This is a genomic window from Belnapia sp. (assembly GCF_059504005.1).
Window position 1 is genome coordinate 119,936 of the sequence record NZ_JCACHU010000010.1, and the last position, 16,343, is coordinate 136,278.

16 protein-coding genes are annotated in these 16,343 nt (G+C 71.7%); 7 read left to right on the forward strand and 9 right to left on the reverse strand.

The features are described 5' to 3' along the window. Positions 1-18 precede the first annotated feature (18 nt). The 6 genes from AC5JJ1_RS01575 to AC5JJ1_RS01600 all read right to left on the reverse strand — a co-directional run bounded on the left by AC5JJ1_RS01575 (position 19) and on the right by AC5JJ1_RS01600 (position 5,347). Complete coding sequence (locus AC5JJ1_RS01575; protein ID WP_495783344.1) at positions 19-441, reverse strand: PaaI family thioesterase; 423 nt, start codon at positions 439-441, stop codon at positions 19-21. Beyond that, positions 438-1,184: a TlyA family RNA methyltransferase gene (locus tag AC5JJ1_RS01580; protein ID WP_495783424.1), complete on the reverse strand. Its 747-nt coding sequence runs from the start codon at positions 1,182-1,184 to the stop codon at positions 438-440. The genes AC5JJ1_RS01575 and AC5JJ1_RS01580 overlap by 4 nt, the downstream gene beginning before the upstream one ends. A gap of 4 nt (positions 1,185-1,188) precedes the next feature. Next, positions 1,189-3,111, reverse strand: a complete 1,923-nt coding sequence (gene dxs, locus AC5JJ1_RS01585) for a 1-deoxy-D-xylulose-5-phosphate synthase (protein WP_495783345.1) — start codon at positions 3,109-3,111, stop codon at positions 1,189-1,191. Beyond that, the gene (locus AC5JJ1_RS01590; RefSeq protein ID WP_495783346.1) at positions 3,111-4,016 is read right to left on the reverse strand and encodes a polyprenyl synthetase family protein; all 906 of its coding nucleotides are present in this window, start codon (positions 4,014-4,016) and stop codon (positions 3,111-3,113) included. The genes dxs and AC5JJ1_RS01590 overlap by 1 nt, the downstream gene beginning before the upstream one ends. A 7-nt stretch (positions 4,017-4,023) precedes the next feature. Then, entirely contained in the window at positions 4,024-4,296 is a 273-nt protein-coding gene (locus tag AC5JJ1_RS01595) for an exodeoxyribonuclease VII small subunit (RefSeq protein ID WP_495783347.1), read from the reverse strand. Between the two features lie 169 nt (positions 4,297-4,465). Continuing rightward, the gene (locus tag AC5JJ1_RS01600; protein ID WP_495783348.1) at positions 4,466-5,347 is read right to left on the reverse strand and encodes an NAD(P)-dependent oxidoreductase; all 882 of its coding nucleotides are present in this window, start codon (positions 5,345-5,347) and stop codon (positions 4,466-4,468) included. Between the two features lie 271 nt (positions 5,348-5,618). On the opposite strand from AC5JJ1_RS01600, the gene AC5JJ1_RS01605 reads away from it, so the two are divergent. From AC5JJ1_RS01605 to AC5JJ1_RS01635, 7 genes are all read left to right on the forward strand, one after another. Beyond that, positions 5,619-6,584, forward strand: a complete 966-nt coding sequence (locus tag AC5JJ1_RS01605) for a tripartite tricarboxylate transporter substrate-binding protein (protein ID WP_495783349.1) — start codon at positions 5,619-5,621, stop codon at positions 6,582-6,584. Positions 6,585-6,674: 90 nt separating this feature from the next. Further along, positions 6,675-7,994, forward strand: a complete 1,320-nt coding sequence (locus tag AC5JJ1_RS01610) for an ABC transporter substrate-binding protein (RefSeq protein WP_495783350.1) — start codon at positions 6,675-6,677, stop codon at positions 7,992-7,994. Further along, complete coding sequence (locus AC5JJ1_RS01615) at positions 7,991-8,740, forward strand: ABC transporter ATP-binding protein (protein ID WP_495783351.1); 750 nt, start codon at positions 7,991-7,993, stop codon at positions 8,738-8,740. Before AC5JJ1_RS01610 ends, AC5JJ1_RS01615 begins: the two co-directional genes overlap by 4 nt. Further along, positions 8,737-9,453, forward strand: coding sequence for an ABC transporter ATP-binding protein (locus AC5JJ1_RS01620; protein WP_495783352.1), 717 nt, complete (start codon positions 8,737-8,739; stop codon positions 9,451-9,453). Before AC5JJ1_RS01615 ends, AC5JJ1_RS01620 begins: the two co-directional genes overlap by 4 nt. A 3-nt stretch (positions 9,454-9,456) precedes the next feature. After that, on the forward strand, positions 9,457-10,311 hold the full coding sequence (locus AC5JJ1_RS01625) for a branched-chain amino acid ABC transporter permease (RefSeq protein WP_495783353.1): 855 nt from the start codon (positions 9,457-9,459) through the stop codon (positions 10,309-10,311). Beyond that, the gene (locus AC5JJ1_RS01630) at positions 10,308-11,285 is read left to right on the forward strand and encodes a branched-chain amino acid ABC transporter permease (RefSeq protein ID WP_495783354.1); all 978 of its coding nucleotides are present in this window, start codon (positions 10,308-10,310) and stop codon (positions 11,283-11,285) included. The genes AC5JJ1_RS01625 and AC5JJ1_RS01630 overlap by 4 nt, the downstream gene beginning before the upstream one ends. Further along, positions 11,282-11,740: a GNAT family N-acetyltransferase gene (locus AC5JJ1_RS01635; protein ID WP_495783355.1), complete on the forward strand. Its 459-nt coding sequence runs from the start codon at positions 11,282-11,284 to the stop codon at positions 11,738-11,740. The genes AC5JJ1_RS01630 and AC5JJ1_RS01635 overlap by 4 nt, the downstream gene beginning before the upstream one ends. Here AC5JJ1_RS01635 and glgX read toward each other — a convergent pair. Genes glgX through glgC form a run of 3 tightly spaced genes read right to left on the reverse strand, consistent with a single transcriptional unit; the run spans position 11,706 to position 16,340 of the window. Continuing rightward, a complete protein-coding gene (gene glgX / locus AC5JJ1_RS01640) occupies positions 11,706-13,658 on the reverse strand; it encodes a glycogen debranching protein GlgX (protein ID WP_495783356.1) in 1,953 nt (650 codons plus the stop codon). The two genes, AC5JJ1_RS01635 and glgX, sit on opposite strands and share 35 nt — an antisense overlap. Then, positions 13,651-15,054 (reverse strand): glycogen synthase GlgA, encoded by a 1,404-nt coding sequence (gene glgA / locus AC5JJ1_RS01645; RefSeq protein ID WP_495783425.1) that lies wholly within the window; start codon positions 15,052-15,054, stop codon positions 13,651-13,653. Before glgA ends, glgX begins: the two co-directional genes overlap by 8 nt. A 2-nt stretch (positions 15,055-15,056) precedes the next feature. Next, positions 15,057-16,340 (reverse strand): glucose-1-phosphate adenylyltransferase, encoded by a 1,284-nt coding sequence (glgC, locus tag AC5JJ1_RS01650; RefSeq protein WP_495783357.1) that lies wholly within the window; start codon positions 16,338-16,340, stop codon positions 15,057-15,059. Positions 16,341-16,343 lie beyond the last annotated feature (3 nt).

Sequence of the window (16,343 nt, forward strand, 5' to 3'; positions counted from 1 at the left end):
TCCCGAAGGCAGCCGATGTCAGGCGCCGAGGATCTTCCAGATCCCATCGGCATGGATCACGGTGCGGTCGCCGACCGTGACCAGCCCCCGCACGAACACCACGGAGCGGGTGCTGCGCAAGACCTCCGCCCGACCCTCAACGAACTCGCCCGCCCGGGCCGGCGAGATGAACTGCGTGCTGAGCTGCACGGTGGTGCAGGGCTTCCGCCCCGCGGCCTCCCAGACCGTCATGCCGAGCACGTCGTCGGCGAAGCTCATCAGCATGCCGCCATGGACGACGCCGCCGAGATTGAGGTGCCGCGCCTCGGCTGGGAAGCCGTAGCGGAAGCCGCCCTCCTCCCGCCTGTACCAGAAGGGGCCGATCAGGGCGGGGTAGCCTTCCGGCCGCATGGGCCTCCAGCCGGCGGAGGCGGGGTCGAAGAGGGTCGGTGCGTCGCTCATACGGCGAGCTTATCCCGCAGTGCAGCAATCAGGAACTCCCGGTTCCCCTCCGGCCCGAGCAACGGGCTCGGCTCCACGCCCAGCACCCGCCAGCCGGGCAGCGCGCCCCACCACTCCTCGATCTTCCGGCAGACGCTGCGGTGTACGGCCGCATCCCGCACCACCCCCCCCTTGGCGATGGCGGGCCCGACCTCGAATTGCGGCTTGATCAGCGCGACCGCCCAGGCCCCCGGCGCGCAGAGCGAGAGCGGCTGCGGCAGCACCACCTGCAGCCCGATGAAGCTCGCATCGCAGACCAGCACCTCCGGCACCGCATCGAGCTGCGCGGCCTCGAGGTAGCGTGCATTCACCCGCTCCATGACGGTGACGCGCGGGTCGTTCCTCAGGCTCCAGGCGAGCTGCCCATGCCCCACATCGATGGCGAAGACCCGTGCCGCCCCGTGATGCAGCAGCACATGGGTGAAGCCGCCCGTGGAGGCGCCGACATCGATGGCGACCCTGCCCCCCGGCGAGAGCCCGAAATGCCTTATAGCATGGTCGAGCTTCACCCCGCCGCGCGAGACCCAAGGGTGATCCTGGCCGCGGACCTCCAGCGGCGTACCGGGCGGGAGCATCTGCCCCGCCTTGTCGATCCGCCGCGTCTCGGAGAAGACCTTGCCGGCGAGGATCAGCGCCTGGGCCCGGGTTCGGCTTTCCGCCAGCCCCCGGTCCACCAGCGCCTGGTCGGCCCGCTCCTTCGCTATGGGCTCAGGCCCGCGCCGGCCGCGCCGCGGCGCCGGCGCCGAGCGCCGTCACCGCCATGGCGACGATCTGCGCGGCGTTCAGGCCCGCCTCGTCATACTGCTTCTTCGGGTTGTCATGGTCGATGAAGCAGTCCGGCAGGACCATCGGCCGCACCTTCAGCCCGTGATCGAGCATCCCGCGCAGCGCCAGGTGCTGCAGCACGAAGCTGCCGAAGCCGCCGACCGAGCCCTCCTCGATGGTGATCAGCACTTCATGCTCCCGCGCCAGCCGCTCCACCAGGTCGGTGTCGAGCGGCTTGGCGAAGCGGGCATCGGCGACGGTGGTGGAGAGGCCGCGCTGGCCGAGCTCCTCCGCCGCCTTCAGGCATTCGCGGAGGCGCGCGCCGTAGGAGAGGATGGCGACGCTCGTCCCCTCCTTCAGGATGCGCCCCTTGCCGATCTCGAGCGGCGTGCCCCGCTTCGGCAGTTCGAGGCCGAAGCCCTCGCCGCGCGGGTAGCGGAAGGCGCTCGGCCGGTCGTCGATGGCCGCCGATGTGGCAACCATGTGCATCAGCTCCAGCTCATCGGCGGCGGCCATCAGCACGATGCCCGGCAGGCAGCCGAGATAGGCGATGTCGAAGCTGCCGGCATGCGTCGCGCCATCGGCGCCGACCAGCCCGGCGCGGTCCATGGCGAAGCGCACGGGCAGCGACTGCAGCACCACGTCATGCACGACCTGATCGTAGCCGCGCTGCAGGAAGGTCGAGTAGATGGCGCAGAAGGGCTTCATCCCCTCCGTCGCCATGCCGGCGGCGAAGGTGACGGCATGCTGCTCCGCGATGCCGACATCGAAGCTGCGCTTGGGGAATTTCGTGGCGAAGGCGTCGAGCCCCGTCCCCGCCGGCATCGCCGCGTTGATAGCGACGATGCGCTCATCGGCCTCGGCCTCCGCGATCAGCGCATTGGAGAAGACCTTGGTATAGCTCGGCGGGCCGGGGGGCGGCTTCTGCTGCTCGCCGGTGACGACGTTGAACTTGACGACGCCGTGGTACTTGTCGGCGCTCGCCTCGGCCGGGGCATAGCCCTTGCCCTTCTGCGTCACCACATGCAGCAGCACCGGCTCGCCTAGCTCGGTGTCGCGCAGGTTGCGCAGGATCGGCAGCAGGTGGTCGAGGTCGTGCCCGTCGATCGGCCCGACATAGTAGAAGCCGAGCTCCTCGAAGAGCGTGCCGCCGGTCAGCAGCCCGCGCGCATACTCGTCCGCCCGCTTGGCGGCGCGCTCGATCGGCGCCGGGAAGCGCCGCGCCAGCTTCGCCATCATGTCGCGGATGGAGAGGAAGGGCCGCGAGGAGACGACCTTCGAGAGGTAGGCGCTCATCGCGCCGACGGGCGGCGCGATCGACATGTCGTTGTCGTTGAGGATGACGATGAGGCGAGACTTCTCCGCGCCCGCATTGTTCATCGCCTCATAGGCCATGCCCGCGCTCATCGCGCCGTCGCCGATGACGGCGACGACGTTGCGCGGGTCGCCCTTCAGCTCGCTCGCCACCGCCATGCCGAGGCCGGCGGAGATGGAGGTCGAGGAATGCGCCGCGCCGAAGGGGTCGTACTCGCTCTCGCTGCGGCGGGTGAAGCCGGAAAGGCCGCCGCCCTGGCGCAGCGTGCGGATGCGGTCGCGCCGCCCGGTCAGGATCTTGTGGGGATAGGCCTGGTGGCCGACATCCCAGATCAGCCGGTCCCGCGGCGTCTCGAAGACGGCGTGGACGGCGACCGTCAGCTCGACGACGCCGAGCGAGGCGCCGAGATGCCCGCCGGTCTGGCTGACCGCATGGATGGTCTCGGCCCGGAGCTCGGAGGCCAGCTGCTTGAGCTGGTCGCCCGAGAGGTTGCGCATGTCGGCCGGGATCTTGACACGGTCGAGGAGCGGGGTGGCGGAGGGAGTGGACATCAGCTCCTCCGCTCGATCACGAAATCAGCGAGCATGCGCAACAGGTCAGCCCTCTCTCCGAAGACGTCAAGGTGGGATTTGGCCTGGGCCACCAGCCGCTCGGCCTGCAGCCGCGCGCGGTCGAGGCCAAGGAGCGAAACGAGCGTCGCCTTGCCGGCCTCGGCATCCTTGCCGGTGCGCTTGCCCGCCTCCTCGGCAGTGACGGTCGCGTCCAGCAGGTCGTCGGCGATCTGGAAGGCGGCGCCGAGGTCACGGCCGTAGCCGAGCAGGGCATGACGCTGCGAGGCCGCGGCCTTGCCGAGCACCGCCCCCGCCTCGGCCGAGAATTCGATCAGCTTGCCGGTCTTCAGCGTCTGCAGCCGGCCGATCGCCGCCTCGTCGAGCGGCGCCCCGCCCTCCTCGGCCAGCATGTCGAGCATCTGCCCGCCGCACATGCCGCGCGCGCCTGCGGCCTGGGCCAGGCAGCGCACCAGCTCGATGCGCACCGCTGGGTCGGGGTGGGTGTCCTCATGCGCCAGCGCGGCGAAGGCCTGGGTCTGCAGGGCATCGCCGGCGAGGATGGCGGTGGCCTCGTCGAAGGCGCGGTGCACGGTCGGCTTGCCGCGGCGCAGGTCGTCGTCGTCCATCGCCGGCAGGTCGTCATGGACGAGGCTGTAGGCGTGCAGCATCTCGATCGCGCCCGCGACCCGGAGCGCCGCGTTGCGGGAGACGCCGAACTGCCGCGCCCCCTCCAGCACCAGGAAGCCGCGCATCCGCTTGCCGCCGCCGACCGCGGCGTAGCGCATGGCCGCATAGAGCCGGGCCTCGGGCCCCTCCTCCGGCGGCAGGAGGATGTCGAGGGCCTGGTCGATCTCCTCCGCCGCCATCGCCATGGCGCGGCGGAGGTCCATAGTCTCGGTGATCATGCTCATCTCATTCCACGTCGCGGAGGGTCGGGCCACCCGGCCCGTCGACGATCGCCTGGACCTTCGCCTCGGCCTCCGCCAGCTTCTGCTCGCAATGCTGGCGGAGCACGGCGCCGCGCTCGTAATCCGCGATGGCCTGGGCGAGCGTGCCCCGGCCGCCTTCCAGCGACTTCACAATCTCTTCCAGCTCCGCCAGCGCGTCCTCGAAGGACAGGGTGGCGAGGTCCTCCGGCGGGGATGGCCGCCGCGCAGGGGCCGTCTGGCCTTGCGCCTCTCCCATACGGTGCTCCTGGTTCGAACCCCCAGCATACAGGCCTTGCCCATTTGGTAACACCGGCTGCTTTGCTTCTGTGGCCCGGCGTTTCCTTTTTGGCACGCTGGCCTGGGCGCGCCGCGAGAAATCAGCTCTTGCAAGGGGTTGGCGAAGCCCGAGCCGCTCCGCAGCCGCATCAATCCGGCCCGAGGCCGGCCATCCGCTCCAGCACGGCGCAGACCGCCGCCGTGTCCTCGCCGCCCAGGCCCTGGGCCATGGCGGCGGCGTAATAGGGCTGGCTCGCGCTGAACAGCGGCACCGGGCAGCCGAGCGAGGCGGCGAAGTCGCCGATCACCGCCATGTCCTTCTGCCACATCGAGACGCGCATGGTGGGCGGCGCGTAGCGCCGCTCCGCCATCATCGGCGCCCGCAGTTCGAAGACGCGGGAGTTGCCGGCGCCGCCCCGCACCAGCTCCACCACCTGGTCCGGGTCGAGCCCCGCCCTCCGCGCCAGCACCATGGCCTCGGCCGAGGCGAGGTTGTGGATGGCGACCAGCAGGTTGGCGACGAATTTCATCCGCGTGCCGTTGCCGAACTCGCCGAGGTCATGGACCGCCCGGGCGAAGCCGCCGAAGAAGGGCGCGAGCCCGGCGATCGCCGCGCTGTCCCCGCTGGCATAGACGACCAGGTCGCGGTGGACCGCCTGCGCCCCGGTGCCGGAGATCGGGCAGTCGAGCATGCGGTGCCCGGCCGCACCCAGCACCCCGGCCGCCGCCTGCTTGTCCGCCAGCGCGAAGGTGCTGGTCTCCACCAGCAGGCGGGGCGGCAGCCCGGCCGCGGCGAGCGCGGCGGCCGTGGCGTGCAGCGCCTCCGGCCGCGGCAGGCTGGTGAGCAGCAGCGGCACGCCCTGCGCCAGCGCCACCGCATCCTCCGCGATGGCGATACCCGCGGTGGCCAGTTCCACGCGGCGCGCCGGGTTGGTGTCGAAGCCCGAGACCTGCCAGCCTGCCTCCCGCAGGTTGCGCGCCATGGCGCTGCCCATGATGCCGAGGCCGATGACGCCGGCTGCCTGTTCCATGATGTCGCCTCCCGCCCGCCAGTCTCGCCCGCCCTTGGCGGCCGGCGCAACGCCGGCCACTCTCCGCCGCACGAGGGGGTGCGGCATGCCGATCGAACAGGCGCTTGAATGGATCAGCCAGCACCGGACGGGTGTGGTGATGCTCGTGGTCGTGCTGCTGGTCTCGCTGGCGGCGCGGCGGTAGCCCGGCCTTGACCCCGGCGCCGCCGGCTCCGCAAGCTTCCCCGCAGGGGCCGGCGCGGAGCGGGCCCCATGGGGAGGAGACGCCGCCATGCGGGCCAAGCGCCGCCTGATCCTTGCGCTCGCTGCGGCGCCTCTCGCGGCCCGGGCCCAGAATGGCCGCTATCCGGACCGCCCCATCCGCATCGTCGTCCCCTTCGCCCCGGGCGGGCCGACCGATGTCATGGCCCGCGTGCTCTCCGCCGGGCTGACGGCCTCGCTCGGGCAGCCGGTCGTCGTCGAGAACCGGGGCGGCGGGGGCGGGAATGTTGGCGCCGCCCATGTCGCCCGCAGCGCGCCGGACGGCCACACGCTGCTGCTGGTCTCCACCGGCTTCGTCGTCAACCCGAGCCTCTTCCGCAGCCCGGGTTATGACCCGGTCCGGGATTTCGCGCCGGTGACGGAGCTCGCCGCCTCCCCCAACGTCATCATCGCCGGCGCCCGGTCGGGCATCGGCTCCCTCGCCGAGCTGGTCGCGGCGGCGAGGGCGCGGCCGGGCGGGCTCGACATCGCCAATCCCGGCACCGGCTCCACCCCCCACCTCACCGCGGAGCTGCTGCGGCTGCGGGCGGGGATCGAGCTGGTGCAGATCACCCACAACAGCGCCGCGCTCGCGGTGCAGTCGGTGCTGGGCGGCACCACCCCGGTCGGCGTCGCGGCGCTGCCGCCGGCGCAGCCGCATATCCACTCCGGCGCGGTCCGGGCGCTCGCCATCACCAGCGCCGGGCGCTGGCCGGACCTGCCCGATGTGCCGACCATGCAGGAGCTCGGCTATGCAGGGTTCGTCTCCGAGACCTTCCAGGCGCTGCTCGCCCCCGCCGGCACGCCGCCCGCCATCGTCGAGCGCCTGGCGCGGGAGAGCATCGCCACCCTCGCCGAACCCGCAACCCGCGCCAGGCTCCGCGCCGCCGGCTTCGGCATCGAGGCGCAAGGTCCGGCGGCGCTGGCCGGGCGCATCGCCCGCGAGGTGCCGCTCTGGCGCGACATCATCCGCCAGGCGGGGATTCCGCCCGAATAGCGCTGCCGCTTGACGGCATGGCGCAACCCGGCTTGGCTTCGTTGGGCACGCGCTCCGGCAGAGGGCAGCGGCGCCAGGGAGAGACGCCAGATGACGGCATTCGGGACCACCCGGCGCGGCCTCTTGGGGGCCGGCGCCGCCCTCACCATCCCCGCGACGGCGGCACGCGCCCAGGGGCCGGCGCGCGGCGGAGACCCGCTGCGCGTCGGGGTGATGACCGACCTCTCGGGCCCCTTCGCCGGCGCCGGCAGCCAGCCGCTCTTCTGGGGTGCCGAGGTGGCGATCGAGCTCTTCAACGAGCGCGGCGGCGTCGACGGCCGCCCCGTCCAGGCCGTCACCGCCGACAGCCAGAGCAAGGCCGATGTGGCGATCAACGAGATGGAGCGCCTGCTCGGGCAGGAGAAGCTCGAGGTGGTGACGGGCATCTACTCCTCCGCCCATGCCGTGCCGCTCTCCGGCCGCTTCGAGCAGGCGAAGAAGATGATGTGGATCACCTCCGCCATCGCGACCGCGGTGCTGAAGGACAAGAATTTCCGCTACGTCTTCCGCCCCACCGTGCATTCCGACCAGTATGGCGAGGGCTCGATCTCCGCCATCGCCGAGAACGCCCAGGCCAAGCTCGGCATCGCGCCCGACAAGGTGAAGCTCGGCGTCATCTACGAGGACGGGCCCTACGGCACCGGCGTCGCCGCCGCGATCGAGGCGAATGCCAAGCAGCGCAACATGCCGATCGTCCTCAAGGAGGCCTATTCCTCGACCGCGCCTGACCTCTCGACGCTGGTGACGAAGCTGCGGCGGGAGCGGCCGGACATCGTCCTCCAGGTCGGCTACAACCCGGACATCACCCTCTTCCTCCGCCAAGCGAAGTCGGGTGGCCTCCGGTTCAAGATGCTGGTCGGCCATGGCGCCGGCTGGTCGCAGATCGACCGGCTGACGGAGACCTTCGGCCAGGACGTGAACTTCATGTGCAATGTCGACCCGGCGGCGACGCAGATGCTCGACTGGAGCAAGCTGCAGCCCGGCGTCGGTGACCTGGCGAAGACCTTCATGGACCGCTTCCAGGCCAAGCACAGGCTCAGCGACCCGCCGACCCACGCCTCCATGGGCTTCAACAACACCTGGATCTTCCTCGAGCACGTCCTCAAGCCCGCCGTCCGCAAGAGCGGCGGCATGTCGGCCGATGCACTGCGCGAGGCGGCGCTGGCGGTGGACGTGCCGGAGGGTGGGACGATCCAGGGCTATGGCGTGAAATTCGCCCCGCCCGGCGACCCGATGTCCGGCCAGAACCAGCGCAGCCTCGCCGTCGTCATGCAGTTCGAGAACGGCAAGTCGAAGGTGGTCTGGCCCGGCTCGCTCGGCCAGCCGATCGTGATGCCGCTGCCGGCCAGCAACGCCTACGCCGCGCGATGAGCGCGGCGCCGCTGCTGGAGGTCGCGGGGCTCACCAAGCGCTTCGGCGGCTTCACCGCCGTCGATGCCGTCTCCTTCGCGGTCGGCCGGGGCGAGATCCTCGGCCTGCTCGGCCCGAACGGCTCCGGCAAGAGCACGACCTTCAACTGCATCGCCGGCATGCTGCGCCCTACGGCGGGATCGGTGCGGCTCGCCGGCGAGGAGATCGGCGGGCTGACGGCGGACGAGACCTGCCGGCGCGGCATCGGCCGCACCTTCCAGATCCCCCGCCCCTTCCGCGGCCTCTCCCTGCTGGAGAATGCCGCCCTCGCCGCGCATTACGGCGCCGGCGGCCGCATTACCCGGGAGGAGGCGGAGACGCGCGCCCGCGACGCCCTCCGCCTCGCCCAGCTTCCGGACGACCCGCATGCGACGACCCATGGCCTCGGCGCCGCCGGGCTGAAGAAACTGGAGCTCGCCCGGGCGCTCGCCACCCAGCCGCGCCTGCTGCTGGCCGACGAGAGCCTCGGCGGCCTCGACACCGGCGAGATGCACCAGGCCGCGGCCATGCTGAAGCGCATCCGCGACGAGCGCGGCATCACCATCGTCTGGGTCGAGCACATCATGGGCGTGCTGCTTTCCGTCGTGGACCGCGTCGTGGTGCTCGACCACGGCGCCGTCATCTTCCAGGGCACGCCCGAGGCGGCACAGGCCGACGAGCGCGTCGCCGAGGTCTATCTCGGGCCGCCCGAGAGCCGCGCCGCATGAACGGGGCCTTGGAGCTCGCCGGCATCCATGCCGGCTATGGCGACTTCCAGGCCCTCTTCGGCATCGGCCTCCGCGTCGAGCCGGGCGAGGCGGTCGGCGTCGTCGGGCCGAACGGCGCCGGCAAGACCACCCTGCTCCGCGTCATCTCCGGGCTGATCCGCCCGACCGCGGGCAGCCTCCGCTTCGGCGGGCAGGACCTGGCGGCGACGCCCGCCCATCTCCTGCCCTCGCTCGGCATCGCCCATGTGCCGGAGAACCGCCGCCTCTTCCCCCACCTCACGGTCGAGGAGAACCTGAAGGTCGGCGCCTTCTCCCCCGCCGCCCGCGCCCATTTCGCCGAGCGGCGCGACCGGGTCTACGACCTCTTCCCCCGCATGAAGCAGCGCCGCCACCAGCTGGCCGGCACCCTGTCGGGCGGCGAGCAGCAAATGTGCGCCATCGGCCGGGCGCTGATGTGCGCCCCGCGCATCCTGCTGCTGGACGAGCCCTCGGCCGGCCTTGCCCCGATCGTCGTGCAGCAGGTCTTCGACCTGGTGCGGAGGATCCGCGAGGAGGGGCTGACGGTGCTGATCGTCGAGCAGAACGTGGCTCAGGTGCTGCGCGTCGTCGACCGCGCCTATGTGCTGGAGACCGGCCGCGTCGCCGCCGAGGGGCGCTCCGCCGAGCTCGTCGCCGACCCGGCCATCCGCCGCAGCTATCTCGGAGGGCACTGACCGATGGATCCCTTCCTGCTGGAAGCCCTCGTCAACGGCATCCTGCTCGGCGGCGTCTTCGCCCTGCCGGCGCTCGGCCTCAACCTCGTCTTCGGCGTCGTGGACGTGGTCTGGCTTTGCTATGCGGAGCTGGTGATGGTCGGCATGTATGCCGTCTGGTTCCTCTACACCCAGGCGGGTTGGCCGCTCTGGATGGCCTTCGCCGCCTGCCTGCCTGTCGTCTCGGTGCTCGGCATCCTGCTGCACCAGCTCGTCGTCCGGCCGCTGCTCGCGGCCCCGCCGATCAACCAGGTGCTGGCGACGGGCGGCGTGCTCTTCCTGCTCCAGGGGGCGATGACGCTGATCTTCCGCACCGACTTCCGCAGCCTCGGCGTCGACATGCCGCCGATGGAGGTGGGCGAGATCTTCGTGAGCGGCACCAAGCTGGCGGCCTTCTGCGCCGCGCTGGTGGGTGCGGCGCTGCTCTGGGCCTTCCTGAAATTCACCTATGTCGGCACCGCCATCCGCGCCATCGCCCGCGACCGGGAGGTGATGCCGCTGATGGGCGTTGACCCGCAGCGCATCTACCTCATCGCCTCCGCCGTGGGCGGGGCGCTGGCCGGCCTCGCCGCCTGTCTGCTCGTCGTGCAGCTCGACGTGCATCCCTTCGTCGGCCTCTCCTTCGGCCCGATCACTTTCATGATCTGCGTCATGGGTGGCCTCGGAAACATGCTCGGCGGCTTCCTCGCCGCCTTCCTGATGGGGATCATCGTCTCGGTCGGCGGTTTCTGGGGCACGACCGAATTCTCCTATGTCGTCGCCTTCGGCTTCTTCATCGTCACCATCTTCGCCCGGCCGCGGGGGCTCTTCGCCCGATGAAATACGTCATCCCCCTGCTGCTGGCGCTGGCCTGTCTGCCGCTGCTCTCGCCGCCCGACTACTTCCTCCATCTCGGCGTGACGGTACTGCTGACCGCCGTCGCCGGCACCGGCTGGGCGATGATGGGGCGCTACGGCCTCGTCTCCTTCGGCCATGGCGCCTTCCTCGGCATCGGCGCCTATACCATGGCGCTGCTCTGGAACATGGCCGGGCTCAGTCCCTGGATCGGCATCCCCGTCGCCGTGGCGCTCGCGGCCCTTACCGGCGTCATGCTCGGCTATCCCTGCTTCCGGCTGAAGGTCGTCGGCCACTACTTCGCCCTGGTGACGCTGGCCGCCGGCGAGATCGTCCGCATCCTCATCACCGCGCTCCGCGAGCATACGGGCGGCTCGCTCGGCATGACGCCGAACCGCGTCCCGCCCGAGCAGGGGCTGATAGCGATGCAGTTCGACAAGGCCGGCTTCTGGTGGCTGGCCCTGCTCGCCTGGGCGACCGGGCTGCTTGCCTGGTGGCTGCTCGACCGCTCCATGGCCTCGAAGGCGCTGGCCGCCATCTCGGAGGATGAGGAGGCCGCCGCCTCCATCGGCATCCGCGTGACGCGGGAGAAGCTGCGCGTCACCCTGATCTCGACGGCGCTCGCGGCACTGGCCGGCGCGCTGATGGCGCAGTACCGGATGTACCTGAACCCGGAATCGCTGGCCGGCCTCGGCATCTCGCTGCAGATCGTCTTCGGCGCCATCGCGGGCGGGATGTACGCGCCGCTCGGCCCGACCGTCGGCGCCATCATCACCATCGGCCTCGAGGAGGTGCTGCGCATCGCCTTCGGCACCGAGTTCACCGGCGGCGCGCCCTTCATCTACGGCATCCTGCTCGTGCTCTTCATGATCTACCTGCCGCGGGGCATCGTCGGCATCGTGGAGCGCAAGCGGCGCAGCGCGGGCGCGCCGCTCGGCCTGCCGGCGGTCGCCAAGTGATCGCCATCGGCCGCCCGCGGCCCAAGGACCGGGCGAGATGGGAGGAGCTGTTCCGCGCCTATATCCGCTTCTATGAGCGGGAGCTGCTGCAGGCGATGTACGACAGCGCCTGGGCCGCGTTCGAGGCCGATACGCGCATGCATGCGCTGGGGGCGAGGCTCGAGGGCCAGCTGGTCGGCATCACCCATTTCCTGGTGCATGCCAACACCTCCTCCGATGACGTCTGCTACCTGCAGGATCTCTTCACGGCGGAGGAGGCGCGCGGCCGCGGCGTGGCGCCGGCCCTGATCCTGGCCGTGGCGGACTGGGCCCGGGCGCGCGGCTGCCCGCGGCTCTACTGGCAGACGCAGGAGGGCAATGCGCAGGCCCGCTGCCTCTACGATCAGGTGGCGGTGAACCCGGGCTTCATCCGCTACGACATCATGCTGGATCAGCCCGCTCCGCCAGCAGCCTGAGGCTGCGCGGTGCGAGCGCGCCCGAGGCCCCCGCGCTGTCGGCCAGGACCTGCCAGGCGAAGCCCGGCCGCGGCGCGGGCAGGGCGAGCGTGACCGGCTCCTCGCCGCCATTCAGCGCCACCGCCACCCGGTCCCCCTCGGCATGGAGCAGGACGAGCAGGCTGCGGCCCCCATCCCAATCGGGCTCGCCGCCCTCCGGCCGATGCCATTCCACATCGGGGATGCCGCCCGCATCGGTGGCGGCGCCGGTCAGCCTCCGCCCGCCGTGCAGGGCCGGATGGGAGAGGCGCGCCCGCACCAAAGCGGCGGTGAACTCGACTAGCCACTCATCCATCTCCTCCCAGTCGAACCAGGAGATGGGGTTGTCCTGCGCATAGGCGTTGTTGTTGCCGCCCTGGCTGCGCCCCGCCTCGTCGCCCATCGAGAGCATCGGCGTCCCCCGCGCCGTCAGCAGCAGGGCGAGCAGCGCCCGCACGTCGCCGGCCCGCCGGGCGAGCACGCCGGCATCCTCGGTCGGCCCCTCGACGCCATGGTTCCAGGAGAAATTCTCCGCCGTCCCGTCTCGGTTCTCCTCGCCATTCGCGTGGTTCCGCCGCTCCGTGTAGGCGGTAAGGTCGGTCAGGGTGAAGCCGTCATGCGCGGTGATGAAGTTGACGCTGTCCGTCACCGGCCGGTCGGCGCCGAACACATCCGCGGAGCCGGCGAAGCGCGTCGCCAGCTCCCCCAGCAGCCCGCCATCGCCGCGCCAGAAGCGTCGCGCCGTGTCGCGGAAGCGGTCGTTCCACTCGCCCCAGCCGGCCGGGAAGCGGCCGAGCTCATAAGTGCCGATATCCCAGGGCTCGGCGATGATCAGCAACTCGCGCAGCACCGGGTCCTGCCGCATGGCGGAGAGCAGCGGCGCATCCGGGTCGAAGCCGTGCTCGCGCCGCCCGAGCGTCGCCGCCAGGTCCAGCCGGAAGCCGGCGATGCCAGACTGCACCGCCCAGTGCCGCAGCGCGTCCATCACCAGCCGCAGCGGCCAGGGCCGGTCGAGGGCGAGGGTATTCCCCGTCCCTGCGTCATTGGCATAGCCGGCACCGCGCGTGCGGTAGAAGGCGCGGTTGCCGAGGCCACGCAGCGAGAGCGTCGGCCCCGCCGCATCCCCCTCGCCACTGTGGTTGAAGACGACGTCGAGGATGGTACCGATCCCCGCCGCCCGCAGCGCCGCGACCGCCGCCCGCACCTCCGCCATGCCGCCCGGCGCCAGGCGCGGGCAGGGCACGAGGAAGGCGACCGGGTTGTAGTTCCAGTAATTGGTGAGGCCGAGCGGCGCCAGGTGCCGCTCGTCGATCCCCGCCGCCACCGGCAACAGCTCCAGATGCGTCACGCCGAGTCGCTGCAGATGCGCGATCGCCGCCGGATGGCCGAGCGCGGCGAAAGTGCCGCGGATCGCCTCCGGAATTGCCGGGTGGCGCATGGTGAAGCCGCGCACATGCGCCTCGTAGATCACCCGCGGCCCCTGCGGCAGCGGCGGCAGCGGCGCGGACGGCTCCGCCGGCGCGGCGACGATCGCCTTCGGCAGGAAAAGCGCGCTGTCCGTCCCGTCCGGCCGCTCGCCCGTGTCGAAGAGCGCTGGATGCAGGCGGAAGCCGCGGTCGAGCGCCACCGCCCAGGGGTCGACCAGCAGCTTCGCCGGGTTGAACCGATGCCCCTCCTCCGGCGCCCAGGGCCCTTCGGCGCGGAGGCCGTAGCGCGCCCCCGCCCCGACGCCCGGCACATGCCCATGCCACAGGGCCCCGATGCGCTCGGTCAGCCGGTGCCGCGCCACCTCCCGCTCGCCCTCGAAGAGGCAGAGATCGACCGCCGCCGCATCCGGCGCGACCACGCCGACCCGCACGCCGTCGCCCTCGAGGACGACCCCAGGCTGCGGCTCAGCCATGCGCCAGCTCCCGGAACAGCGCCGCATAGCGACCGGCCGAGCGCGCCCAAGAGACATCGGCCGCCAGCGCATTCCGCCGCATCGCCGCCCAAGGCGCCCCGTCGCGCCAGAGTGCCGCGGCCCGACGCAGCGCCCCCGCCAGCGCCTCGGCCGAAGGCGGGGCGAATTGAAGCCCCGTCGCCGCCCCGGCCGCCAGCGCGGCCTCGTTCGCGTCGATCACCGTATCGGCGAGCCCGCCGACCCGCGCCACCACCGGCGCCGCGCCGTAGCGCAGTGCACAGAGCTGGGCGAGGCCGCAGGGCTCGAAGCGCGAGGGCACCAGCACCGCATCCGCCCCGCCATAGCCGAGCCGCGCCAGGCCCTCATCGAAGCCGATCACCGCCCCGACACTGCCGGGATGGGCTGCCGCCGCCTCCCGGCACCGCGCCTCCAGCCCCCGGTCGCCGGTGCCGAGGATGGCGAGTTGCGCGCCCTCCGCCAGCAGCGCCGGCAGCGCGTCCAGCACCAGGTCGATGCCTTTCTGCCAGGCCAGCCGTCCGACGAAGAGGAAGAGCGGCCCGCCCTCCTTCAGCCCGAACCGCGCCTGCAGCGCCGCCTTGTTTGCCGCCCGCCCCTCCGGCGCGGCGGCCGAGAAGCGCGCCGCCAGGTGCCGGTCCGTCGCCGGGTCCCATTCCGCCGTGTCGAGGCCGTTGAGGATGCCGCTCACCACCGCCGCGCGATGCCGCAGCAGCCCGTCGAGCCCCATCCCGCCCTCCGGCGTCCCGATCTCCGTCGCATAGGTCGGCGAGACGGTGGTGATCCGGTCGGCATAGTGCAGCCCTGCCTTCAGGAAGCCGACGCCGCCGAAATACTCCACGCCCTCCACGGCGAAGGCCTCCGCCGGCAGGCCGAGACGCGGGAAGAGCTCCGCCGGATACCACCCCTGGAAGGCGAGGTTGTGGATGGTGAAGACCACCGGCCGCGCCCCCCGCAGAAAGGCCCCGGTCAGGCCCGCCTGCCAGTCATGCGCATGGACGGCGTCGAACCCCTCGGCCGCCTCCGCCGCCGCCCGGCCTAAGGCCGCGAAGCGGATCGCATTGTCCGGCCAGTCCCGCCCATCCGGCCCGAGATAGGGGTTGCCCGGCCGGTCGAAGAGACCCGCCGCCTCCAGCACCAGCAGATCGAGCCCCGCCGTCCGACCGCGCAGCAGCCGCGCCGGCCCGCCGAAAAGCTCCGGCCAGTCGCGCACCGCCTCCGCCCCCTCGAGCGCCGCCAGCACCGCCGGGTAGCCCGGGACCAGCGTCGTGACGCCGATCCTCTCCCCCGCCAGCGCCCCCGGCAGGGCGCCCACCACATCCGCAAGCCCCCCCGTCTTCACCAGGGGGAAACATTCCGAGGCAACCGCCAGGACGCGCAGGCTCATCCCTGCAGCCGGTCCAGCATCGCCTGGGTGACGAGGCAGATGCCCTTGCCGGTGCGGCGGAAGCGCCGCGCATCCTCCTCCGGGTCCTCGCCGACAACGAGGCCGGGCGGGATGCGCACGCCCCGGTCCACGACCACATTGGTCAGCCGCGCATGCTGGCCGACATCGACCTGCGGCAGCAGCACCGCCCCATCGACCTTCGACCAGCTATGCAGCCGCACCCCGGTGAAGAGCAGCGAGCGCCGCGCCGAGGCGCCCGAGATGATGCATCCACCCGAGACCAGTGAGGAGATCGCCTCCCCCCGCCGCCCCACCACGTCATGGACGAATTTCGCCGGCGGCGTGATCTCGGCATAGGTCCAGATCGGCCAGTCGCGGTCGAACAGGTCGAGCGGCGGGACGATGTCGGTCAGGTCGATATTGGCTTCCCAATAGGCATCGACCGTCCCCACATCCCGCCAGTAAGGTTGGAATTCGGAGGAGGAGCGCACGCAGGACCGCTCGAAGCGATGCGCGACGGCGGTGCCGTGCCGCACCAGCCAGGGGATGATGTCCTTGCCGAAGTCATGCTCCGAGTTCGGATCCTCCGCATCGCGCCGCAGCAGGTCGAGCAGGAAGCGCGTCTCGAAGACATAGATGCCCATGCTGGCGAGCGCGAGCTCCGGCCGGTCCGGGATGCCGGGCGGGTCGGCCGGCTTTTCGATGAAGTCGACGATGCGCCCCGTCGGGTCGACCTTCATCACGCCGAAGCCGCTCGCCTCGGGCCGCGGCACCGCCATGCAGGAGACGGTGACGTCGGCGCCGGTCTCGACGTGCTGCGCCAGCATCTTCTCGTAGTCCATCTTGTAGATGTGGTCGCCGGCCAGCAGCACGATGTGCCGCGGCGCCATGTCGGCGATGATGTCGGCGTTCTGGAACACCGCATCCGCCGTGCCGAGATACCAGTTCTGCTCGGAGACCCGCTGGCTGGCGGGCAGGATGTCGAAGCTCTCGTTCCGCTCCGGCCGGAGGAAGGTCCAGGCCCGCTGCAGGTGGCGGATCAGGCTGTGCGCCTTGTACTGCGTGGCGACCGCGACGCGCCGGATGCCGGAGTTGACCGCGTTGGAGAGGGCGAAGTCGATGATCCGCGACTTGCCGCCGAAATAGACCGCCGGCTTGGCCCGGCGGTCCGTCAGCTCCATCAGCCGGCTGCCGCGCCCGCCGGCGAGCACGAAGGCCATGGCCGTGCGGGCCAGGGGCCCATGGGCGCGTTCGGGCCCATACTCACGGCTGTTCGGCATCCC

Excerpts from the sequence above, each read along its gene's own strand:
- AC5JJ1_RS01575 (WP_495783344.1), bottom strand. The coding sequence starts at position 441 with ATGAGCGACGCACCGACCCTCTTCGACCCCGCCTCCGCCGGCTGGAGG.
- dxs (WP_495783345.1), bottom strand. The coding sequence starts at position 3,111 with ATGTCCACTCCCTCCGCCACCCCGCTCCTCGACCGTGTCAAGATCCCG.
- AC5JJ1_RS01590 (WP_495783346.1), bottom strand. The coding sequence starts at position 4,016 with ATGATCACCGAGACTATGGACCTCCGCCGCGCCATGGCGATGGCGGCG.
- AC5JJ1_RS01595 (WP_495783347.1), bottom strand. The coding sequence starts at position 4,296 with ATGGGAGAGGCGCAAGGCCAGACGGCCCCTGCGCGGCGGCCATCCCCG.
- AC5JJ1_RS01600 (WP_495783348.1), bottom strand. The coding sequence starts at position 5,347 with ATGGAACAGGCAGCCGGCGTCATCGGCCTCGGCATCATGGGCAGCGCC.
- AC5JJ1_RS01605 (WP_495783349.1), top strand. The coding sequence starts at position 5,619 with ATGCGGGCCAAGCGCCGCCTGATCCTTGCGCTCGCTGCGGCGCCTCTC.
- AC5JJ1_RS01610 (WP_495783350.1), top strand. The coding sequence starts at position 6,675 with ATGACGGCATTCGGGACCACCCGGCGCGGCCTCTTGGGGGCCGGCGCC.
- AC5JJ1_RS01615 (WP_495783351.1), top strand. The coding sequence starts at position 7,991 with ATGAGCGCGGCGCCGCTGCTGGAGGTCGCGGGGCTCACCAAGCGCTTC.
- AC5JJ1_RS01620 (WP_495783352.1), top strand. The coding sequence starts at position 8,737 with ATGAACGGGGCCTTGGAGCTCGCCGGCATCCATGCCGGCTATGGCGAC.
- AC5JJ1_RS01625 (WP_495783353.1), top strand. The coding sequence starts at position 9,457 with ATGGATCCCTTCCTGCTGGAAGCCCTCGTCAACGGCATCCTGCTCGGC.
- AC5JJ1_RS01630 (WP_495783354.1), top strand. The coding sequence starts at position 10,308 with ATGAAATACGTCATCCCCCTGCTGCTGGCGCTGGCCTGTCTGCCGCTG.
- glgX (WP_495783356.1), bottom strand. The coding sequence starts at position 13,658 with ATGGCTGAGCCGCAGCCTGGGGTCGTCCTCGAGGGCGACGGCGTGCGG.
- glgC (WP_495783357.1), bottom strand. The coding sequence starts at position 16,340 with ATGCCGAACAGCCGTGAGTATGGGCCCGAACGCGCCCATGGGCCCCTG.